This window comes from Bacillus sp. CZDM1 (assembly GCF_055502545.1).
Map to the genome: position 1 here is coordinate 43,986 of NZ_JBUESO010000016.1, position 22,707 is coordinate 66,692.

23 protein-coding genes are annotated in these 22,707 nt (G+C 38.2%); 8 read left to right on the plus strand and 15 right to left on the minus strand.

Annotation, left to right across the window (positions count from 1 at the left end; translation table 11 throughout):
* Positions 1-7 precede the first annotated feature (7 nt).
* The gene (gene kduI / locus ACY3XC_RS24830) at positions 8-838 is read right to left on the minus strand and encodes a 5-dehydro-4-deoxy-D-glucuronate isomerase (protein ID WP_464870978.1); all 831 of its coding nucleotides are present in this window, start codon (positions 836-838) and stop codon (positions 8-10) included.
* A 520-nt stretch (positions 839-1,358) separates the two neighbouring features.
* Here kduI and ACY3XC_RS24835 point away from each other — a divergent pair.
* Entirely contained in the window at positions 1,359-2,936 is a 1,578-nt protein-coding gene (locus ACY3XC_RS24835; protein ID WP_464870979.1) for an ATP-binding protein, read from the plus strand.
* A gap of 138 nt (positions 2,937-3,074) precedes the next feature.
* Here the strand turns inward: ACY3XC_RS24835 and ACY3XC_RS24840 are convergent, their stop codons facing one another.
* On the minus strand, positions 3,075-4,037 hold the full coding sequence (locus tag ACY3XC_RS24840) for a helix-turn-helix transcriptional regulator (protein WP_464870980.1): 963 nt from the start codon (positions 4,035-4,037) through the stop codon (positions 3,075-3,077).
* Between the two features lie 108 nt (positions 4,038-4,145).
* Between ACY3XC_RS24840 and ACY3XC_RS24845 the strand changes: the two genes are divergently transcribed.
* Together ACY3XC_RS24845 and ACY3XC_RS24850 are read left to right on the plus strand one after the other, a co-directional pair.
* Positions 4,146-4,625 carry a GyrI-like domain-containing protein gene (locus ACY3XC_RS24845; protein ID WP_464870981.1) on the plus strand — a complete coding sequence of 160 codons (480 nt, stop codon included), beginning with the start codon at positions 4,146-4,148 and terminating at the stop codon, positions 4,623-4,625.
* Between the two features lie 22 nt (positions 4,626-4,647).
* On the plus strand, positions 4,648-5,115 hold the full coding sequence (locus ACY3XC_RS24850; protein ID WP_464870982.1) for a phage tail protein: 468 nt from the start codon (positions 4,648-4,650) through the stop codon (positions 5,113-5,115).
* Positions 5,116-5,213: 98 nt separating this feature from the next.
* On the opposite strand, the gene ACY3XC_RS24855 is transcribed toward ACY3XC_RS24850, so the two are convergent.
* On the minus strand, positions 5,214-5,699 hold the full coding sequence (locus ACY3XC_RS24855; protein ID WP_464870983.1) for a DoxX family protein: 486 nt from the start codon (positions 5,697-5,699) through the stop codon (positions 5,214-5,216).
* A gap of 172 nt (positions 5,700-5,871) precedes the next feature.
* A complete protein-coding gene (locus ACY3XC_RS24860; RefSeq protein ID WP_464870984.1) occupies positions 5,872-6,369 on the minus strand; it encodes an LURP-one-related/scramblase family protein in 498 nt (165 codons plus the stop codon).
* A 151-nt stretch (positions 6,370-6,520) separates the two neighbouring features.
* On the opposite strand from ACY3XC_RS24860, the gene ACY3XC_RS24865 reads away from it, so the two are divergent.
* Both ACY3XC_RS24865 and ACY3XC_RS24870 read left to right on the plus strand, forming a co-directional pair.
* The gene (locus tag ACY3XC_RS24865) at positions 6,521-7,306 is read left to right on the plus strand and encodes an SDR family NAD(P)-dependent oxidoreductase (protein ID WP_464870985.1); all 786 of its coding nucleotides are present in this window, start codon (positions 6,521-6,523) and stop codon (positions 7,304-7,306) included.
* A gap of 314 nt (positions 7,307-7,620) precedes the next feature.
* Positions 7,621-8,841 (plus strand): PLL family lectin, encoded by a 1,221-nt coding sequence (locus ACY3XC_RS24870; protein WP_464870986.1) that lies wholly within the window; start codon positions 7,621-7,623, stop codon positions 8,839-8,841.
* Positions 8,842-9,346: 505 nt separating this feature from the next.
* Here ACY3XC_RS24870 and ACY3XC_RS24875 read toward each other — a convergent pair.
* From ACY3XC_RS24875 to ACY3XC_RS24885, 3 genes are all read right to left on the minus strand, one after another.
* The gene (locus ACY3XC_RS24875; protein ID WP_464871014.1) at positions 9,347-10,267 is read right to left on the minus strand and encodes a TRM11 family SAM-dependent methyltransferase; all 921 of its coding nucleotides are present in this window, start codon (positions 10,265-10,267) and stop codon (positions 9,347-9,349) included.
* Between the two features lie 55 nt (positions 10,268-10,322).
* The gene (locus ACY3XC_RS24880) at positions 10,323-10,679 is read right to left on the minus strand and encodes a nucleotide excision repair endonuclease (RefSeq protein WP_464870987.1); all 357 of its coding nucleotides are present in this window, start codon (positions 10,677-10,679) and stop codon (positions 10,323-10,325) included.
* Between the two features lie 162 nt (positions 10,680-10,841).
* Positions 10,842-11,957 (minus strand): mechanosensitive ion channel family protein, encoded by a 1,116-nt coding sequence (locus ACY3XC_RS24885; protein WP_256989087.1) that lies wholly within the window; start codon positions 11,955-11,957, stop codon positions 10,842-10,844.
* A gap of 180 nt (positions 11,958-12,137) precedes the next feature.
* On the opposite strand from ACY3XC_RS24885, the gene ACY3XC_RS24890 reads away from it, so the two are divergent.
* A complete protein-coding gene (locus tag ACY3XC_RS24890) occupies positions 12,138-12,350 on the plus strand; it encodes a hypothetical protein (RefSeq protein ID WP_464870988.1) in 213 nt (70 codons plus the stop codon).
* 48 nt (positions 12,351-12,398) lie between these two features.
* On the opposite strand, the gene gloA2 is transcribed toward ACY3XC_RS24890, so the two are convergent.
* The gene (gloA2, locus tag ACY3XC_RS24895; RefSeq protein ID WP_179158838.1) at positions 12,399-12,785 is read right to left on the minus strand and encodes an SMU1112c/YaeR family gloxylase I-like metalloprotein; all 387 of its coding nucleotides are present in this window, start codon (positions 12,783-12,785) and stop codon (positions 12,399-12,401) included.
* A 516-nt stretch (positions 12,786-13,301) separates the two neighbouring features.
* Between gloA2 and ACY3XC_RS24900 the strand changes: the two genes are divergently transcribed.
* Together ACY3XC_RS24900 and ACY3XC_RS24905 are read left to right on the plus strand one after the other, a co-directional pair.
* The gene (locus tag ACY3XC_RS24900) at positions 13,302-13,520 is read left to right on the plus strand and encodes a DUF1659 domain-containing protein (protein ID WP_179158839.1); all 219 of its coding nucleotides are present in this window, start codon (positions 13,302-13,304) and stop codon (positions 13,518-13,520) included.
* A 33-nt stretch (positions 13,521-13,553) separates the two neighbouring features.
* The gene (locus ACY3XC_RS24905) at positions 13,554-13,772 is read left to right on the plus strand and encodes a DUF2922 domain-containing protein (protein WP_179158840.1); all 219 of its coding nucleotides are present in this window, start codon (positions 13,554-13,556) and stop codon (positions 13,770-13,772) included.
* Between the two features lie 164 nt (positions 13,773-13,936).
* Here the strand turns inward: ACY3XC_RS24905 and ACY3XC_RS24910 are convergent, their stop codons facing one another.
* The 7 genes from ACY3XC_RS24910 to ACY3XC_RS24940 form a co-directional block, all read right to left on the minus strand.
* Positions 13,937-14,659: a restriction endonuclease gene (locus tag ACY3XC_RS24910; protein WP_464870989.1), complete on the minus strand. Its 723-nt coding sequence runs from the start codon at positions 14,657-14,659 to the stop codon at positions 13,937-13,939.
* Between the two features lie 421 nt (positions 14,660-15,080).
* Complete coding sequence (locus ACY3XC_RS24915) at positions 15,081-16,493, minus strand: RNA-guided endonuclease InsQ/TnpB family protein (protein ID WP_464870990.1); 1,413 nt, start codon at positions 16,491-16,493, stop codon at positions 15,081-15,083.
* A gap of 21 nt (positions 16,494-16,514) precedes the next feature.
* Complete coding sequence (locus ACY3XC_RS24920; RefSeq protein WP_464870991.1) at positions 16,515-17,123, minus strand: IS607 family transposase; 609 nt, start codon at positions 17,121-17,123, stop codon at positions 16,515-16,517.
* Between the two features lie 251 nt (positions 17,124-17,374).
* Entirely contained in the window at positions 17,375-17,812 is a 438-nt protein-coding gene (locus tag ACY3XC_RS24925; RefSeq protein WP_464870992.1) for a hypothetical protein, read from the minus strand.
* 215 nt (positions 17,813-18,027) lie between these two features.
* A complete protein-coding gene (locus ACY3XC_RS24930) occupies positions 18,028-19,104 on the minus strand; it encodes a glycosyl hydrolase family 18 protein (protein ID WP_464870993.1) in 1,077 nt (358 codons plus the stop codon).
* Between the two features lie 19 nt (positions 19,105-19,123).
* Positions 19,124-20,785, minus strand: coding sequence for a polysaccharide deacetylase family protein (locus ACY3XC_RS24935; RefSeq protein WP_464870994.1), 1,662 nt, complete (start codon positions 20,783-20,785; stop codon positions 19,124-19,126).
* A gap of 41 nt (positions 20,786-20,826) precedes the next feature.
* Positions 20,827-22,686: a glycosyltransferase gene (locus tag ACY3XC_RS24940; protein ID WP_464870995.1), complete on the minus strand. Its 1,860-nt coding sequence runs from the start codon at positions 22,684-22,686 to the stop codon at positions 20,827-20,829.
* Positions 22,687-22,707: the final 21 nt, after the last annotated feature.

Sequence of the window (22,707 nt, forward strand, 5' to 3'; positions counted from 1 at the left end):
TTTCAAATTATCTCAATTCGTCCATTGTTACTTGATCCATATCGTTGTAGATTTTATTATCGCCTGCCATTGCCCAGATAAAAGTATAATTGCTTGTAGCAGCACCACAATGAATCGACCATGGAGGTGAAATCACCGCTTGTTCGTTTTTCATCACGATATGACGCGTCTGTGTTGGTTCGCCCATCATATGGAACATTCTTGCATTTTCATCTAAATCAATATAAAGGTAAACTTCACTTCTCCGGTCATGTGTATGTGTGGGCATTGAATTCCACACACTTCCCGTACTTAATTGAGTCATCCCCATAACAACCTGACAGCTCTGAATTCCCTCTTTGTGAATCATTCTGCGAATAACTCGATCATTTGCAGTTTCTAATGCTCCTAATCTATCACCTTCAATGTCTTTAAAGGCAACGTGCTGAGTCGGATATTCTTTGTGAGCTGGTGCAGAATACAAATAAAATTTTGCAGGAGATTCTGCTGATTCACTTGAGAAAAGCAGCTCTTTTTTACCTAATCCGATATACAAGCAATCTTTATTTTCCATAGCATAGGTTTCACCATCAACAGTGATTTGGCCGTTGCCGCCAACATTGAAAATCCCCACTTCTCTTCTCTCTAGGAAATAGTCAGCTTTCATCTGATCATTCCCCTCTAAAGAAATCGTTTCTTCAATAGGCGTGATTCCGCCAGTAATTGCACGTTCTTCCATCGAATAAACCAGTTTAATTTCTCCTGGTACAAATAATGCTTCTATTAAATAATGCTTACGAATTTCTTCCGTAGTAAATGTTTTGGCATGATCTGGGTGTGTTGAATACCTGATTTCCAAAGTGTACCTCTCCTTTTATGTAGTATTTTTTATGTTCCGTATTGTGGAACTGCGTTTCATAATTTAATTATAACGCTTTCTTTTCAAAAAATCAAAGTTTTAATGTGAAGAAATAATGAACCTTTTTCGAGACCATAGGGGACCATAAGGACGGTTCGAGATCGCTGAAAAAGTCCAATTTTAAAAAACAAGAAGGCAATTACCTACTATATGTAGATAACTGGCCTTCTTTTATTTATTATATATTGATGAAAATTCGTATTCATTGTTCATATTAACGACTTTTTCAGTGGCTTCGGACGGTTCTCTCGGTCTAAACACTCTAGTTGCTGGGTTTCTTGCACTGGATCAAAATACTGCTCCAAGTTATTCACACTAAATTATTTATCATTTTCAAACGAAAAAAATATCCATTTTAAATACTCTCCATTCGTCACAATGTGCCGTCCCAAAAAATCTCGTCTATGTTACTATTAGAATGAAAAGGCAGCTCATGCATTTCTTAGAGGTGAAGTATAAGGTGAATATTCAAAAGATCCATAGTAAAAATGTTGTGTTAACCCGTATTTTATGGGGCTGCTTTATCCTGTGTATGTTAGTCCAAATTGTAAAACATAAAGATCCTATTTTTATCAGCATCCTTTTCGGCAGCGGGATTTTAGTATGTGGAACCATTTCCATTTTCGTTTTCAAAAAACTTTTTATTAAGCAAACCATGTATTTATGTGTATTCGGGATGTCATTTGTTACATATGTACTTATAGATAATGAACCTGTAATATCTAATTTCTACCTCATTTTTTTTGTCATTTTTATTTTAACTTTATATCATGACTACCGCCCCGTCATCTTAATGAGCATCCTTAGTATTTTTATAGGGGCCTATTTTTATCAATTCGAAGAGCGTCTTAATTATTCTTATCACAAAGGTGACTTTTTTTACTTTTTATTTACACTTTCTGTTACCTTTCTAGTAGCTTTTCTGCAAATTCGCTATAGCAAAGCAGTAGAAAGAGATGATAATGCGAAAAAGGAAGAAGTAAGAAAGGACAATGAACAACAAATTTTAGCCCTAATCAATTCAATGCCCGATTTAATTTATATTCAGGATGGCACAGGAAGATTTATTGAAATGAATCAATATGCTAAAGCCTTATTTAAATTGGAAAACATTGATTATAGGAATAAACATCTAGACGAACTTTTTTCCAAAAATGAATGGTTTAGAAACTTTCAAAATTGCTTTTCGAACGATGAGATTTCTTGGGAGAAAGGCACTCCCTATCGATTCGAGTTAGACCTGTCTAGAGAAAATCATTTCTCCGCTATTTTCGATATCATAAAGGTTCCTACTTTTTTTTCAGACGGCAGCAGGAAAAATCTATTAGTGATAGGCCGTGATATTACAGAACAAAAGAAGGCATATGACCTATTATTAAGATCAGAAAAGCTTGCTGTGGTAGGTGAGCTTGCTGCTGGTGTTGCCCATGAAATACGAAACCCTCTCACTTCAATAAAAGGTTTTTTGCAGTTAGTGAATCAAAACGGGGAATTTGATCGCCAGTACGTACAAATCATGTTAATGGAAATATCGAGAATGGAGTCAATTGTTTCCGAATACTTATCATTAGCGAAACCAAACCAAAACTCGCCAACCTCTCTTCAAAATATGGATACGCTCGTCAGAAATGTGATTACTCTATTTGAGAGTCAAACAAACATGAGAAATATTACGATTCATTCAGAATTAGATCATTCTTACCAAATAATGTGTAATCCAAATGAAATTAAACAAGTACTTATTAATATATTTCAAAATGCGATTGAAGCCATTGGAAGTAATGGGGACATTTTTATCTATTTGCGGTATGTCCCTGAAGGTGGAGTTGAAATTATCTTTATTGACAATGGATGTGGGATTGAGAAAGAACGATTAAAGAAGATCGGTGAACCATTCTTTTCAACCAAGGAAAAGGGAACAGGGCTGGGATTATTAACTTCCAACCGTATTATTGAAAAACATAATGGAACGATAAAGATTGATAGTGAAGTAAATAAAGGCACCGAAGTAAGAGTTTTTTTGCCAACTAGGAGCTAATATTGGTGCAACAGCAACAAACTTCATGCAACTAACAGCACCTCTCCAACTCTTTGGAGAAGGTGCTGTTTTGATGTTTGGAAAAAACCTCAGTGGAAAGACCAGAAGAACCGTCCCCATGGTTTTACCTAACACTGTTTATGGGCAGAATAATCTTAATCTCTTTTGTAAACCTTCGTAAACTTCTACTGGCATTTCCTTGACCTTGATATCTTCACCGAGGAAAAGCAGCCAATTTATTATTTCAGTCAATTCTTCGGGATGATTGACATTGATAAAAGTCTTTAAAATGGCTGTGGCTTGGTAAGGATTTGTATAGGAAATGGTTAATTTTAAAGGGTGGTATTTTCTAAACTGGACAATCGCTTTGGGACCGAGTTCAAGGTAAAGATTAATTATTTCTTCCTGCTTACTTAGTTTTTCTAGTATTTTTTTCTTATTCCATCTTTTGTTCGCTGGGCAGGGTTTTACATCGGTGAGATTGTCGACATGAAAAATATGCTTCTTTTCTTCCTTTAGGTCAAAGCCTTCAATCAGCCACAGGCTTTTTTCACGATAAAGGTTTAAGAGATAAATGGGATAAGACTTTATGACTTTCCCTTCTTTAATGGTAATCAATAAATACCGGTCCAAAAGTAGGGTTTGGATGAGTTTTTCTAACATCGGATGTGGGAGATCTGATAGGTCAAGCAGGTCAGGATTATTCGGGTTGGTCCCTTCAAATAGCAAGATTTGATTTAATAGAACAAGGTCATCCTGCTGGTTTTCTGAAATGAGGCCTAGTAACTTCTCAGCTAAAGACTGACGACTATTTAGATAGGGGAGCTGTTGGTTTCTCGTGGCCATAAAGGCTATAAAAAGAGCTTTAACCTCATTATCGGTAAAGCGGACATGTGGCAGGACAGAATTGTGCATGACAAAATATCCCCCATCCCTTCCCACTTCAGCAACAAGCGGCATCCCCATGGCTTCAATTTCTCTGATATCTCTAATAGCCGTTGAACGAGAGATGTTAAATTCCTGCATGATTTCAGAAATGGTAAAGTGGGAGCGATTGTTGATATAACGCATGATGATATTAATCCGTTCAACTTTTTTCATTTAGCTGCGCACTCCTAAACAGTATCACTTTTTGACATGGTTTAAGATTATTATAAACTCAGTAAGTGAAAAGACAAATTAATTTTAAAAAAAAGGATGGTTTTGAATATGGCAGATTATATTTTAGAAGAAAAAGATAGCTTTACGGTTTTAGGTTTTGGAACCGAGCTTAAAAGTGATTACACAGACTATGCCGGCATTATGAAGGAAAAGTCAGACTTTTGGCATGCCGTCAAACAAGATGGAACGCTTGACACTTTAAAAGCTGTAGCTACAAACGACTACATTTTTGCCGTGAACGAAGCGGTGAATAACAAAATGATGCACTATGCTGGCGTTATGACAGAGAAAACGTTGCCGGAAGCAACCAGAATAATTCAATTTCCAAAAGGGGAATACCTCGTTGTGAAAGGCGAAGCGAATACGTCTGAAGAGTTGAGTAATATGTTGACTGGCATAGCCTTTGGCCAAGCCTTGCCAGAAGCAAGTGATGTTGCCTATGTTGGCGGGCCAAATGCATCGGTTGAGATGGGGCAGCGCAATGGTTTAGTTTTTGGTGAAATGTGGATTCCGGTTGTTAGGAAGTAGTGAGAGATAAGGAGAGTTGGAAATGTCCTATATCGTAGATTTTAAAACTGTTTCGACAGTTGGTTTGGAGTCTTCTCCAGTTGCAGAAACGCTTGCTGGTTTACGCGCGAATGAAGCCCGTTACTTTATGAACAAATATAAGCATGAATTTACCGTTGTACCCGCTAGCGAAAGCCAAGAAACCCTTGATTATGTGAACCAAATTTTGAAAAAAGAACGGGATATTGAGTTTGCGGCCAAGCCTTTAGAAGCTTCGCGTTTCCAAGTGGAAAATATCAATTGGGCTTACGTCTTTTATGAGGATGGTCTTGAAGTCAACGTCCTGTATACGATTGATGGCCCTAAGCCGAAGCGGGCCGTTGGTTTTAAGCTTTCTGAGGGTATGGAGGTACCAAAGGAGTTAGAAGGGAAGTTTAAGTTTGCCAGGCAGAAGTCTAAACTAGCAGGAACAATAAGAGGCTCGTTTTTTGTCATTAAAGGAGAATATTAACGGAAGCAAAGGCAATGTTCATCTAGGGATTCCAAAAAACAAAACAGCACCTCTCCTACTATTTAGAGAAGGTGCTGTTACTATTTTCGGAAAAAGCCTCAGGAAAGACCAGCAGAACTGTCCCCATGGTTTTTTTGCTTTTTTAAATATGGGATAACATATCTATCAAGGCCGTAGTAATACCTCCCTTTTCCAATAAATAATAGAATCATCGCTACTGCGAAAAACTTTGAATCCGGGCTGGATAATCCAACACCCGCCATAATAAAGTTAATATTCATGAAGGCACCTGCGATTAATGCTGGAATGGTCACGAACCCTAAAATTAATCCTAAGCCAACAAGAAATTCTCCCCACGGGATAAGGATGTTAAAAAACTCTATATTGGGTAACGCAAATCCTTCGAGAAATCCGGCATACCAACCTGGAACGGTAGGATTTGAAATGGCGCCTTGTAAAAATCCACTTACTTCAAATCCAGATGTAATTTTATAATAACCTGCTTCGATCCATTGAAGTCCTAACCAAATTCGTAATACAGTCCAAACGAATGCCATTTTTGTTCCATTTATATGTTTTCTCATAATGATATTCTGTCTCCTTTAAATTTAATAAGCTTATTTTAACGAGCCAAATCATCTATTACCTTGATTTAGGTCAATATTGGACTTAATTAAAAATGTCCTTCATCCACTGGATGAAGGACAAATGATTGGTTTATGATAACCATCAGCCTTTACTATTTATACTCCGAAGTTAAGTTATCGTTGCAGAAGAAGCAGCTGCTTGGTCAGCCTTCACACAATCAATTGCTACAACGAGTGCAATCATAATGGTTTCCATCTTTTCGTCCAATATTTGTATCTTGTAGCTATCTCCCCAAGTGAACCACTCCTTGCTCACTTGACCTGCGACATCACCATGCTGTAAAACCTGAAAATCCATATCCCACCAATTACCATGTACTTCAATGCCTGCACCATCAATGGTATAGCGTGCTTTTAAGAAGGAAAACTCCTTCTTAATCGTTAGCACCTCTCGACCATTCACCTCAACAAAAAACTTCGGTAAAAAGCTGAACGCCTTTTTCGTAATGAGTGCTACTTCATCTCTTGTAGTATTCATAATGGAGAAAGTCTTGGGAATTTGCATAAAACTGCCCTCCACGTAATATACATCCTTCTCCTGCTCATCCTTTACTGTAAATTTGCCACTAAGACTGAAGACCTTCTGCTTTATATACAGTTGCTTCATATTATACCCTCCCTCTTATCAGCATTTTACCAATAAACAGAGTATTTCAACATTTCCATCACTTTACAATCGTATCATATATAATGATTAATAAATTCCTGATTTTCAGTAGGTTTTGGTTAATTTCATTAAAAAAAGATGGGGGAATAGCATGAAGGTATTCAATAAAGTTATTGTTGTAACGGGTGCTGGCGGCGGAATTGGGAGAGAACTCGTTTGCCAGCTTTTAGAAAAAGGAGCTATAGTCGCAGCCATCCTCCACAAATCCGGGCTTGAGGAAATAAAGTCATTAGCAACCGTCTATGGTGACAAAATTTCAATACACTTTGCCAATATAGCAAACAGAGATGATGTGGAAAAGCTTCCAGAAGAAATCCTTACCGTTCACGGATGCATAGATGGATTGATTAATAATGCAGGAATTATTCAACCGTTCCATAGCGTGAATGATCTTGATTATGAACAAATTCAAAGGGTCATGGATGTAAACTTTTACGGTACGCTCTATATGTGTAAATCGTTTTTACCACACCTTTTAAATCGACCCGAAGCTCACATTACAAATGTTTCAAGCATGGGTGGATTTCTTCCTGTTCCGCACCAAACGATTTACACAGCTTCAAAAGCAGCCGTCAAAATGTTAACAGAAGGCCTTCATTTAGAGCTTAGAGATACCAATGTTGGCGTAACCGTCGTCTTTCCTGGAGGAGTCGACACGAACATTGTCCAAAATGCTGGAATTGAAATAACAGGCGTTGAAAGCCATTCATATAAGATGCTCAGCCCAAATGAAGCAGCTGCCATCATTATTAAAGGGATGGAAAATAAAAAATACCGAGTATTAGCCGGAAACGATGCAAAAATAATGGACTTTTTATATCGACTAAATCCGAAAAAGGCAACGGACCTCATTGCTAAAAAGATAAAAACACTTTAGAAAAAAAAATGACCGCCCACCCTTCTATGAATATTTTAATTACAGTTCCAGTAATGGAAAGTCTATAACATTTCCATGAATTTAAGGTTGTACCAGCTAGTGAGCCCTGCGAGACCCTTGATTACGTGAATATTAGCAATTTTAAAAGAGTGTTCTCGTTGTAGAATACTCCTTTTTTTGTTACTTTTCTCATTTGGTATTTTCCACCCCAATTCACCTTATTGCCCACTATAATTCAAAACAAGCTCCTTATTCATTTTCATGCCCAAGTGTCTTTCCCAAACATATGCTAATGAAAAAGAGGAGGAATCTACATGTATAGAAACCCATATTATTATTGGGTACAACCCAATATGCCCATGTACTACAATGATTATTCGTATTTAAACACTCGCCAACAAGTAACTGCCCAGGAGGTTATGCAGAAACTCCGTTCCCAACATAATAATTTATTTTCCCAGCTCGAACGTGCGGGAATGAACAGACAGATTACGGAATATGTTTTTCTTTTTATCGTTAATTACACGCTTAACCAGACAGACACGAATCAATCAGCTGCACAAATTTATCGACAGTTTCAAAGACAGGTACCATGGTTTCGCTTATTATTTACGCAATTGAATATACCGGAAAATACCATGGATCGTGTATTAACGAGGGTCATTGAAATTGTATTGGATCTACTGAATTCCGATGGTGGTGGCGGTGGCGGTCAACCTGGCCAAGGCTGGTCAGGCTGGGAAAGCCTTGGTGGCACATTAACCTCTGCACCTACTGTTTCCTCTTGGCAAAACAATCGTCTGGATGTCTTTGGCCGTGGCACAGACAATGCACTTTATCATATTTGGTGGGATGGCAGTAGATGGAGTAACTGGGAAAGCCTTGGCGGTGGGTTGACATCTGCTCCAGGTGCTGTTTCTTGGGGACCAAATCGAATCGATGTCTTTGTTCGCGGCACTGATAACGCCCTTTATCATAAATGGTGGAATGGCAGCAGTTGGAGTGACTGGGAAAACCTTGGCGGCGTCTTAACAAGCGGTCCTGCCGCTTCTTCCCGGAGAACAAACCAGCTTGATGTCTTTGTGAGAGGAAATGGGAATCGTCTTTATAAGAAGTCATGGAATGGCTCACGCTGGGAGGATTGGGAAGACCTTGGCGGTACATTAACCTCTGAACCCGCTGCGGTTTCCTGGAATCCAAACCGGATAGATGTTTTTGCAAGGGGACAAAATAATAATTTAATTCATAAATGGTGGAATGGCCGCTCTTGGAGCAATTGGGAGAACCTTGGAGGAACACTAACAAGTGCTCCAACCGTTTCCTCCAGACGTCCAAATCAATTAGAGGTCTTTGTTCGAGGTACAGGGAACCAGCTATACCGGAGAGAATGGAATGGCTCACGCTGGGAAGCATGGCAAAACCTTGAAGGCAGCTTAACCTCAGCACCAGCCGCCGTCTCATGGGGACCAAATCGTACGGATGTCTTTGCCAGAGGACAAAATCAGGATTTAATCCATTTATGGCAAGGTCAATAAGTAACATTTTCACAGGTGCGCTGCCAAGCGCAATTAGAGGGTGCCCCTAACCTTTGGGGCACCCTCTAATTTAAAGCATTTCTGTAGATTAGGAATGAAATCATCTGACAAATTCCTCCCCACATTATTAAATAAAAGCCTCAATTAGCAGCCATTACTACGAAACTAATCAAACGTTTGATTAGCCAAAAATAAACCAACTAATCGTTTGATTAAATCGGGCTAAAACCCTTTTGGCAATGAACTCAAGCATGCTTACTAGAAAAATTCCTGTCGACGAACCAGTTCAGGCATCGATAAATCTCCCCAATAATAATTCATAAAAACTAGTATTCTACAAAAATCCACACGTTTTGATATTACACAAACGTTTAATTAAAACCACACAGAGCACCTATAAACAAAGAACTTCTGTTATTAAAATGGGGGGAAAGATGTCGAACTTGAAACCATGGACTCTCTCATCAACAAATTAATCCTCTTAAGGTCCGTTGCCTCTGAAACATTAACCACAAACAATCACTTCACGCGTAAAAACTCCTTTTTTCGCAACCGCTCGATCAACAATCACAAACCCCGCTTTAAGTAGAATCTCATCAATCGGTTCAACGGTTACGACTACCACTTTATCCGCAAACCTCCGGGCACTTTGAAGCATCTCCAGCTGTACTTCAGGCGAAATAACCGAACACAAATTGTAGGGTAAATCGATAACTGCAACGTCGAAATGCTTGGTGATGTTCCGCATATCTTCAAACTTCACTTCACATGAAAAACCAAAGTGTGCGATGTTCTCTCGTGTTCCCGCCAGAATAACAGGGTTATTGTCGCTCCCCACGATATCAATGCCCATCGACAGTGCTTCTACCAGGACAGTTCCGATTCCACAGCAAGGGTCAATGGCTTTGATTCCGGCTGGATCCGGAATGGCGATATTCACCACTGCTCTTGCCACACGGGTGCTGAGCGCAGTGGAATAATGATGCGGCTTCTGCTGATGCTGATACCACACCGATTCGCTTTCCACATAATCACCAAATATCCATTTTCCGTTGATATTCATGACCCCAAACAATCGCTGCGGCTGCCGAATATCAGCCACACCATTTATATGTAAACCGACTTCCCTCTCAATGGCGCGCCGCTTCTCGAAGGTTTCCTCCACACTGCCAATTTTCACATACATCACTTTAAACGTTTCCCTGATTTGCAAGATTGCGAGATTCTCAAGAAGCTCGTGATAACTCTCCTCTTCAAAAATGACGGCTATTCTTTCTTTCATAAACGGACTTCGGCTGGGATCAATTTTTATCGAACTCTCTAAAATACTTGTATGAGATTCACTTCCAAATAATGAGCGCATCTCCAAAGACCTTAATGAACGTTCATCTTCATAGCTGGCATAAGTATAGATATAGGTAGCCATTCCCCTCACCTTTCCATATAAAAAAGACAACAGGATTTCCCCATTGCCTTATTCATTATCTAAAAAATACCTTGTCAACGTTATACTTCGCCTTGGATTCATTAATGATAAACGTCTCATAAATTTCTCTATGTACGGGATCTTCAATGACACAGACTTCAATTTTTGTGACTTCATCACGATGGTTTTTGATAGGGGACACCGTATCCTCAAAATGCTTTTTGATTCGAGGGCGTAACTTTCTTGCTTTCCCTACAAACAGCAGCTCATCGTTTTTGTTATAAAACATGTAAATGCCGCCCTTTTCACGAGTGATAAGGTGAAAATCGGTAAATCCATAAATATTACTCAGCTCAGGGTTGTCCTGTTTGGTAATCGTAACGTCTGGTTTTGGAACAGTTATATTAATCACGTATGCTCACTTCCTTTTCTATATCGCTGTATATGCTAACACAAATCCTTATATAATACTATCTCCTGATTTCAAGCTTTTAAAACCCAGCCAGTGGGACGGTTTTCATCGTTCTTTTTTGAGGTCAGTGTGACCACGAGAACCGTCCCCGAGGTCACAATTTTAATCAAAAGATCCCATAGTTTGAAATAATTCACTTGATTGTGGAGATACGTAAATGGTTCGGCTTGGAAAGGCGACTTCTACTCCCTCTTCCTCTAATATCCCCATTATATCAATGTTAATTTCATGTTTGATTTTAACATGTTCTGCCCAAACGGTCGTATTCGTGAAAAAATACAACAGAATATCAAGACTACTATCATTGTATTGATCGAAAGCTACCATTATCGTATCCGGATGAATTTCTTCATGCGTTCTTAACATTTGTTCAATCCGATGAACCACTCTTTGAATTTGTTCCTTAGAGGTTTGATAATTAAGCCCCAAATGGAAAGTGATGCGTCGTTTTCCCATACGGCTCCAGTTGGTAATCGGTTCGTTCGCAAGTGTTGAATTGGGAACGGTGACAAGCGCTTGACTAAACGTTCGAATTTTTGTGCTTCGGAAATTAATATCTTCAACTGTCCCCTCCACGCTAGGGGTTAAAATCCACTCACCAATGGAAAAAGGCTTTTCAGTCACAATAACAATTCCACCGATCAGGTTTCCTACCGCTTCTTTTGCAGCTAAGGCAAACGCCAGCCCCCCTAACCCAAGACCTGCGACCAAACCATTTACGTCATAATCAAATTCCTGACCAACAATACTAATGCTAATGGCAATAAGGATGACACGAACCGTTCTTGATATAAACGGAAGAAGAATTAAATCAATCTTATTGTTCATCTTTTGATTCACACTGACTAAAATCCCCGTAGAAGGCGAGGATAAATTAAACAATCCCCATGTAATTAAAACAATAACCATCGAACGCAAAAATTTTAAAAATAACGCATTGTGCTGTTCGATAAAAGGAAAATAGTCCATGGCGAGATACAAGCCTAAAATAATGAACCCCCAGCCTAACGGACGCTCAAAACTCAAACATATTTGTGTAAAAAAATCAGTTGGTGTTTTTCTAGACAATTTTAATATCAACTGAAAGACATACTTCGTAAAGAGGTTTCGAAAAAGAATAAATAAAACCAAAATCCCGATAGAAATTCCTACATTTTTTAACATGTCATAGTCAATCCCTATCGGCAAAAAAGCCATGACAAACCTATCCAAAGACATTCTAAAAATACCTTCTCTCTTTTATTGAATTCAAACCATTCCATCTAAATATAATAACTTCATAAACTGGATATTTGAATACAACAAAAGTCATAGATTTATTATTTTTTTCAGCGTTTACAGCCTTATTAATTAGCTGTGACATATAGTAGTTAAAAGCCATTTTAAGGTGGTGTTATCATGACCAGTATCCAGGATGTAAGTGATGTCCTCTACAGCCTTCCTCATCCCCTGGCCAGAAAGTGGCGGGGTAACGACCTCATCAAAAAAACGATTGCAGTAAGCTATGATTATTGGTTAGAAGATACCGGCATCCCCATGACCTTAGAGGAATTTGTGCTGCAGTATCTTGACCACTCTGAATATCTGGGTGAATTGTTTGCTGATGATTAGTTAAAATTGTAGGGGGAAATCCTGTGATTTCCCCCCTTCAGCTCGATATTAACATTCATAAAGTTCTATAGGTAACTCGTCCGGATCAGCAAAGAAGGTGAATTTCTTTTGAGTCCAGGGATCTATACGAATATCCTCCACTTCCACTTGCATGGTGGTTAGATGACGAACTACCTCTTCGATATCGTCTACTTCAAAGGCCAAATGTCTTAAACCCGAAGCCTCCGGATAACTCGGCCGTGCTGGCGGGTTCGGAAACGAAAACAGCTCAATTTGATATTGGCCATTCACCTCGAGATCTAGTTTATAAGAGTCTCTTTCCTCTCGATACACTTCTCTTATTGGAGCAAGCCCTAAAATTCTTACATAAAAATCCTTTGATACTTCATAGTTAGAACAAATAACAGCAATATGGTGTATTTTCTTTAACTTCATAGCTACACTTCTTTCATCTCGTTATTGAACTGCGCCTTAAATTCTAATGATTAGTATAACATTCGACTGTTTTCTACGAACTCCTCCCTAATCAAACGTTTGATTAGTTCTGGAATATTGACTTGTATATAACGTATTTTCTCATTTCCAAGGAAATTTTTTGTCGAATCCCTTGCTGGCTTTTCTCTGAAAATTCCACACTATCCCTGAAAAAAAATTAAATTCTCCCTTACTTAACATTCTTCTATCATTTTCCCTATACCAATATTCTAACCAAATGTTTGATTAGTTTTTGTTAAAATCCCTCTAAATCAATATTTCTCCACTCCTTTGCAGTAAAAAAGGTGTCGGTTTAATGTTTATTCATAGCTTAAGGCAAACCTTCTATACAACTCAATGCCATGAAATTTTAACTCACTAAAATGAGCTAAATCCTTTTTTAAAAATTTATTTTCAAGGACCCTGTCCTTTTCGCCTACTTTTCCATATATAAAGGGGTGAAAGGAGGTGATTACGATGGCAAGAGCAATTATAGCAACGTCTAAGCTGCGTTTGGTGTTCCAGGTGGGGATGGAAGATGACGGTAAACCGATTCTAAAGGCGAAAACTTTCAACAATATCCAAAAGTTAGCGACAGCTGACCAACTTCTACAAGCAGCACAAGCTGTTATCAATTTGTCCAATGATTCTCTCAACAGCATGGAGAGAGTCGACAGTTCTGAATTACTAGCGTAATGGGAAAATAACGGATAGGGGGAGGTGAATGAAATGGCTAAAACATTAGAATTGGAGTTTGTGACAGAGTATGGGAAACCCGCTCGTTTATCAATCGAAAATCCGAAGGAACCGATTGATGGAACAGTGGTGAAGGCTGCGATGGAAGCAATGATCGCGTCTGGAGTTTTCACTTCTACTAATGGTAACTATGCTTCGGTTAAAGGAGCACGAGTAATTGACCGCAATGTAACAGAGTATGAAATAGTTTAATAGAGTTCGAGGCCGGTCTCCAATGGAAGCCGGTCTTGAATTTGTCTCGAAGTCACATCTGGTAACTCTGAGGGCATCCATACTTACAACCAATTTTCACTACTGAATTGGTATATATATGTATCAGCAGTCAGTAATTCTATTTTTACTAAAAATAGGATTGCCTATCCCACATTTTTTGTATATCTACACTTCGGAAAACTACTGCACCCAAGAAATTCTCCTCTTTTTCCTTTTTTCAATACCATAGGGCTGCCACATTTGCTGCAGGTCCCATGATTACTAATAGTAGTTCTAGAATTAATATTCTTAATCTGCTCCGGCTTTACAGCTGCTGAATTTAATTCTAGGATAAAATCTATTAACTCATCTCGATCCACCAGCCTAACACTCCCTGTTTGTGCTAGCTCTCTTGCTGCTTTTGTGAAATAGCTATTCGTAACCACCCAGGCTTCATTTGCACTATAATAAGACTTCGCCCCGATAACTTCTTGAACGGCCATAATTCCAACATCTTTAGAATACCGCTTAGCTTGGGCAACAACCTTTTTCCCATCCTTTTTCAGCACCAGATCTGCCCCATAGTCCCCACTGGCACTCGTTACCTCCACTCCATATCCTCTAGATAAATAAAGCTCCTTTAAATAATATTCAAACTGAATCCCATCCATCGAATCGATTTCATCAATTCTAGAATTTCGCAGCCGTTCTTTTGCTCCTTTTCTTTTAGTTGAAGCTATGACAACCATTACGATCATAGTCATAACTATAACTAACCCTGTTACATAAAAGTTTTTTGTAATAAATAAGGAAGCGCTGGCAACTATCAAAAGGATTAAATTTATAGCCTCATCTAATTTTCGTTGTTGTTTCTTTGTTCTTCTCATCCCATAATTCCCCCTTTATAATCAATCACCCCTACTATTTTACCATTTTCCACCAGCTAACAACCGTTCATCCTCGACAATATTCGAACGATTCCTTGTTAATTAAACGATTGTTTAAATATGCGATAAACCCTTTTATAAAGGTACTATTGGTCGATACCAGCGAAGAATTTTGTCGTAGCAATGTCATGATTTTTAATAATAATCTTCAATTCCAACAATAAAAACTAGTTATTTACAAGCCACAACAGGATATACCCTACTTTTGTATTAATAAACGTTTAATTAAATATGAAATAGTTTAATAGAGTTCGAGGCCGGTTTCCAATGGAAGCCGGTCTTCATTGTATTAAAAAGGGAGGTTTCTAAGTTAATAGAACCGCTTTCCCTAAATTACCTAAAACTATTCAAAACAATCAGTTTAGATAATATTTTGGAGGAACTCTTCTGCTACCGAAGGGTTCTCTTTGTTTTTATCTAGTGACTTATTTCCACTAGCCAGTTGACGGAATTTCCCACGAACAATTGCTTGCTGCTTCCAATCCCACCAGACTGTATACATAGGGTGTTCCACCCCTATATAGCCCAAGCGAGGCAATAACTTTCCTTCTTTTTTACCAATATTGACTACACTGTTCATATCACGATACATGGTCGTATGGCAAGATGGACAAGTGAAAATTCGGATATCAGGATCTTTCTTTTGTTGGTGACCACAAACACAACAATCTTTCGTGGTATTGAACTCATCCACTTTTGAGTAATGTTTCAAATTTTTTTCTTGCACCCATTCCACTATTTTCCGGAATTGTCCTATTGGTGTTTGATTTAACATCGCTCGTCTCATGGAACCGTACATTGCTACATCCGGAGTCGGCACATAATCTCCAATAAAAATATGATCATATTTCTTGCTAAAATAATGAGCAAAAGTATATAACGCCTGCTTAATTTGTTCTCGCCGCGTGAGCTCAGCTCGTTCTAGTGTTTGGTTTAAATAATACCAACGTTTACTTGGCTTCCAATACTCAGTATTTATGGTGACCACCAATTTAGACCTTTTTTCACATTTATCCCGTTTGGATTTTATATGGTCAATCCGTTTATCCCAATATTTTAGCGTAGAAGATAGGGATCTTAATTCATAAGAAATACCATTATGATCAATTCCTACTGCTAAATTTTTGTGATTCGGATCAAAAATAATGTAACTTTCTTCCTGAACCTTTTCTTGCTCTTTCACATTTTCTAACGTGAATATGGCATAATAACCACCAATATCTTTTGTAATGCGCAAGGTTTTTATTTTTTCGAATTCTGTCAAAACCATCGGTTCCAATAAGGTCATTTTAATTGAAAGTTGCCTTTTTACCGTTTTATCTTTTTCCTTTAAGCTTGAGTATTCTTCATCAGATAACTTTCCAAAGGCAATAGACAATTTATTTTCTTTGATGAGTTTAAAGCCTTTTGTGGGTTCATCATAAAATAACGAAAACCATTTCTTTTTCCAAGAACGGAACTTTGGTTTTTGATTCTCTAATTTAGGATCAAAAAACCGATCATAAGCTTCTTTTAAACGTAATGCTACATTCTTTAAAGGAGAAGAATGCACTTTATATAAGAATGGTGAATTTAACTTCATCTTTGGAACTTCGTTTCGTAGATTACGACCGGATAATAATTTTTTCTTATTTCCATTCTTATAATCATTTTCCACTAATTCATAAAGTTTATTGTATAACCAATTACATATTTTTGATTGACCATCTAGAAGTAATTCTTGTTCTGCTGAGGTTCTCAGTTTAATCTTCTTATTATAAATTATCGGTATCACCTCCTAACAATACTGAACTATTTATTTATCTATTAATGCATTCTCCACTGCTTCTTTTACCTTTTTTGTTTTTTTACTTCTACTACCATACAATCTACTACTAAATACTGTGATAATTGATAAAATATCTTCCACTAATTCTTGTTCATAGGTCTTGTCTTCGGAATGGTTAATAATCTCTATTTCCACATCGTGAAATTGGCAAACTTGTTCTAACATTTCCATTCCAAAACGCAGCAATCTATCTTTATAGTTTATTACTATTCTTCCAACCTGATTTGTTTGTATCAAGGTAATTAATTCTTTCAATCCTTTTTTGTTGTAATTCAATCCGCTTCCTAAATCTTCAATTATTTTAAAAGAATATCCTTTGGCAATGCAATATTGACTGACATTATCAACTTGTCTTCTTAAATCTTCTTTTTGATCAGCAGAAGATACTCTACAATACCCTATAGTAATTCTAGTTAACTTTGATTTACTTCTCTTAGATGATGATAAATCTTCAATCGTGTACCTTCTATGCCCACCTGATGTTTTTGTAGAAGTAATTTTTCCTTCTTTTTCCCACCGTCGTAAAGTAGATACAGATACACCTAAACTATCCGCCGCTTCTTTTATTGAAAACATGTAAAATACCTCCCATAAATCCATTATATACCAAATTATTAATTATTTGTATTTATGGACAAAAAAAATCTACCTAAAATAAATAATTCTAGATAGATTTAAGTATATTTAATTAAACTGTTTTCTAGCCCCTCCCTAACAAAGTTACCAGCATCTACATTGGAATAAACAATTAATATTCCTGCATTGTCTGCGTTCACTGTAATCATGATCATTTTTTTGGTCTCCACAAGGATTACAAGAATCTTTTTTCATTTGATTATACTTGTTGGTTTGTTTATACGTACGGGTATAATCATTCTTTTTGCATCCACAATCATTATGCTTGTCATTCTCGTCCTGCTTTTTGCAATCATCCTGCCTGTCGTTTTTGTCTTGTTTTTTGCATCCGCAATCATTATGCTTGTCATTCTCGTCCTGCTTTTTACAATCATCATGCCTGTCGTTTTTGTCATGCTTTTTGCATCTGCAATCATCGTGCTTGTCATTCTTATCCTGCTTTTTGCAATCATCCTGCTTGTTGTCTTTGTCTTGTTTTTTACATCCGCAATCATCGTGCTTGTCATTCTTGTCCTGCTTTTTGCAATCATCCTGTTTGTTGTTTTTGTCTTGTTTGTTGCAGCCGCAATCATCGTGTTGGTCTTTTTTGTCTTGCTTATTACTATCTTCATGCTTGTCGTTTTGATCATGTTTTTCCTTGTTGTCATGCTTGTCTTTACCATGATGATGCTTATGATGATGTTTCTTCTTCCCTTTCATTCTCCTACTCCCTTTCTTAACAAACCTTTTTATATAATTAGTTTATTAAGAATATGGAAAATGGTTTGGACGAACTACCCTCATTGACAAAGCGTTTTTTCGCTGGCTTCTAAAAAGGGCACCTCGAGGAAAGGGGCATGGACCTTTAATACTCCATTAAAACATCAATGGTTTTTTGATTGATTTCACCTAATCGCCAAAGTGCAATTTTAGTAATTCCCGCTTCTTTGGCAGATTTAATCCACTTTTTTAATGTTCGGTAGTCCCCATACCATACGGTGTGCTTCATTCCTGTATCGTCCACATACTCGAAGCTTAAACTTCCACTCTCCTCATCCCGCTCAGGAGGTTTACTACTTAAAGCTGATAACGCAATCGCCTTTTCTTCTGTCAAGGAAGTGATTTTACCATCTTCTCGCCAATCAAAACCGCCAGCCGATAGTGCAATGTAATGCTTGCCTGAAAGATGGGTTAATTTCTCCGCGACATTGGAGATTAAGGCTGGATCGGCTTTTGGACCGGGTCCACTATGTGTTCCGTACAAATTATAGGCCATCATCACATATGCAGGCCCTTCAGGAAAGTGCAGACTCTCAAGCGGTGCATTCGGCTCTAGCACAATTCGCAGCTTCTTCCCTTTGTCCTCTAATGTGCTGTATAACTCTCTGTAAAAAGCAATCAAGTTGTTCCAATCGTTATCAGCGACTTTTTCATAATCAATCTCCACACCAGAAAGCTGATACAAATCTACCATTTCGATGATTTTATTAATGTGCTGGCTTCGACTTTCCTCTGAACCTACGAGCTGGCTAATTAGGTCGGGATCCTTTTGAACGGAGGTTCCATCAAGCTGAATCCGGTCATTGACGATCGTCATAAATACCTCAGAATCATCGATGGATTCCTTATATTGCGGAAGCATTTCCTTAAAATTCTTGGTTAACAATAGCTCACCATCATGATTAAAATAGGCGGCAAAGAGCTGCAGGCTGGTTAAACTTTTGGACAGACCTTTTGCATCTTCAAGCCCAGCTGACCAATTCCAATCCACCAGCCAAGCCGACAATTCAAATGGCGCAGGGTCCTCCACCGGCAGCACTTGCTGCTTCTTTTCAGGTGCATTTTTTATCGACTTTAGAAAGAAGCAGGAACCCATCACAACCAGTAAAATAATAGAAGAAGTAAGCAAGTACCACTTTCTCTTTTCTTTATGCTTTGACACTAGATGTCCTCCCTATATGTTAAAAGGTTGCGATCGTCCAATCGATTAGATCCTTCATTTCCTCATCTACCAAATCAATTGCTTTTTGGACTCCTGAATTCGTATTAGAAAATAAAGTTTCTGAACTAGTGAACTCGACAATTTGGACATTGGTAAATACGCTATCATATATGTCATCTTGATCACCCAACTCATCCTCTTTTATCTCTCGAGGTTCCGAAGCCAATGCCAAACCACCGTTATCGAGCGCGGCATCAAATGGCAGCTTTTCGAAAAGAGGTTTTTCGTCCTGCCAAAGTGATAGCTGTTGATTGTTCAACTCAACGATGATTTCTTCCTTGTTTACTTCTACTCTTTTTAATATCTCTGCTTTATTGTTGGCCGCCGTTTGAATGACGGAAAGTTCATTATTCTCAAGGACCAGCTTGAGATTTGTCCCCTTTTGCTGATTATACCGAAGATAGATGGATTGCTTCCCTTCCGGAGTCCCTCCCACACGCAGGTTTATCCGGTAATTTGGGGTAGAATCGCTATCCCTTAAGAAAAGGAGACCTTCTTTTCCAGGAGGAGAGGTCAGAATCACTTTATTTTCTGCAAACTGAACAGCTCCACCTTGAAGCTTCCAATCCTTAGCAAGCTGCTTATCACCCGTTTCAAAGGTAACCTTTTGACCAGAATCTTCATGGATTTTCATCAATAAGCTGTTGGCAGACCAGTGCGGTGCTGGCTGAACTCTTGTCAGATTGTACTGATTTGAATCCAGAGCATTATAAGCTTGTCCTTCCCGATTAAAATGCAGCTTAAACATCGACTTTATGTTCTGATCATTTGCCTTTTCCACTAAGTTATTCATTCCGTTATAAAGCGAATTCGCATGCATAATCATATAGACATCAGGAATAAACCCAAGTTCCCTTGTATACGTTTTTTTCATCAATTGGTAGTCGGTGTTAATCCGTTTTTCCATTTCAGCTCTGTCTTCAACAGGGATTCCATTCTTATCACGCAGAAAATCCATTAAATAATGATTAGATTTCTCTATATTGAAAGCTTCAAAATCTGTTTCATCAATCCTATCAATAAAATATCCATCTTTATCATAGTTGTTAATATAGGTTAACCGGTATCCACTGCTTCCGATCTCCCAATATCCCGATTCTTTCATTTTCAATAAATCTTTCGGCTGCAAAAGCTTATATTCCCTCTTACCCAATGTATTTGCATGGGTCAGAATCGTTGCCTTAAAATTAAACTTTTCCAACAGAGTCTGAGCAAGAATACTAGAATCGTTCCGTCCATCCTCAAAGGATAAGAATAACGCTTTATCTGGCAATGGTTCTCCCTTTTGATAAAAATTAATAATATCCTGCTGTGAAACCGTTACATACCCATTGTCCTTTAGCACTTGAAGCTGTTCCTCCAGCTGCTTTTTGGCGATCAAGGTTTGACTTCCAGATGTGCTGACACCGAAATAGGACAAAGCGATAAACCCTTTTTTATTACTCCAGCTCGATTGCTCGAGTGCGGTATAACTTTCATGATTAAATGCAGCTTTAATCAAGAGTGATGCTAAAAAGAAGAGAAAGATCAATTGGAATATGGTTCTTGTAGTTTTTTTCCTATCCTTCTTTTGATAATCAAGAGCGCTGGATTGCTTCTTTTTTAACCTGCCAAACCTCATCTCCAACCTACCCTCTAACATTAATAAATTTATAACCCGATTTATAATGGAAGACTAAATCTCTTTTTATTTCTTTGTTTTCTAGCTTTTCTTTTTTCATCTACTTCCATATCCTGCGGTGTCATTCTTGTTCCCCATGTTGACTTCCAAAAGGTAAACCAGGCAATCGGCATCTGCCATAACAAAACCAATTCATAATATAAGCAAAAGACAATACCGAATATCCATAAATTACTTCTACGGAACATGAGATGAGAAAAGCTCATAAGCAAAGACATTAACAAAAGCCCTAACAAAAAGGTCGTCGGGAATATCCCATGAACCAATGGAACATAAATAAGGTTATGAACAACAATGGCTGGAGCGGCAATCGGAACAAGTAAACCAATATAAAAAAATAGTGACATCAACGGTTCCTTGCGCCAGATAAAGGAGGCAGCTCTTAATGACTCACGCAGCCACGACCGCTTCCACCTCATTTGCTGTTTTAAAAACACAGTTGTTTTTGAAGGCACAATCGTCGAACAAATCGCACTATCCTGATAGCCAGTCCGGTGTGTCCGCAGGATATAGTTAGTCATACTGCGGTCATCACCAAATGTTGCAGGGTGGCCAAAAAATTTCTGATTCAGCCAATCCTCCTTGTGTTTTAAGACAAGATCCTTTCGATAACAGGATAATGGCCCCGATAAACAAGTGACACTATCAAATATCGATTCTGCAGCCTTCATGATCCGAAAAGCAATATAATAACGTACCGTCTGAAGCTTTGTCAGTGTATTCGTATATTTATTTTCAACGTCTGTTCGTCCCGCTACACCGCCCATTTTAGGATCCTGAAAAGGCTGGACAATATTTTTTATCGCTGTGGATTCTAAGAAACTATCAGAATCTACAAATACGACTAAATCATGTTTGGCGATTTCAACCCCTTTTACTAAAGCTTCCCGTTTCCCTTTATTTTCGGGTAGTGGCAGCATATGAACACGTTCCACTGTTTTAAACCGTGCGGCTTCCTTATGCAATAAATCGATTGTCTGCTGGATCACCTTAACAGACTGGTCGGAAGAGCAATCATCGACAACAATGACCTCTAATTTATCAATCGGATAATCCTGGTTGATACAGCTTTTGATCGTTTTACCAATCCATTCTTCTTCATTAAAACAGGGGATAACGATGGAAACACCTGGGGTAAAGTTGGGATTAATCGGGACATCCTTATAAAATGCACCAAATAAATATCTTGATAATAAAAAGACAGCCGCAATAATGCTATATAAATAGAGGATAAAGTTGTATTTTAAATAGATGACGCTTTCTAGCCGCATGAGTAATACGAAAACTGTAACCATAAGGAGCAGGATACTTGCAATTGGCAGGGAATAACCCCAGCGCCTCTTTTTATGATAGACAAATAGAGGAATCGAAAATTCAAATGCAACCATCAATTTTTCATTGCCTTCAACCTCTTGGATAAAGGTTCGAACAACCTTAGCGTCCATTTTCACTTTCGACTCTAACCCCTCAGGAATAGTCCCTGGCGGTATGGTAAACCGGAGAAAATAGGTTTCCCCCTTTTCAAAGGTTGTTAGATTAGCTGGAACTTCTAACAGGACCCCGGTAACAGAAATATCGGCGACAGTAACATGAATCTTTTGGTCCTTCGTCTTTTGATCTTTTGTAAGAATAGCAGGGAAATCAGCAACATACCTGGCACTAAAATCATTCTCATCCTTCGCATCCCTCACTACTCCACTAAGGTCAGGGTGCTTAATCCCTCTTCGATCGGCTGATGTTCGTACTAAATCTGGATCTGGCACTTTCGATAGAAGTCGTCGATCAGGCTTGGTACCAGCCAGTACTTCAACCCTTTCTTTCTTTATTTTTCTATGACTCATGGTAGCCAACTTAAACCGATT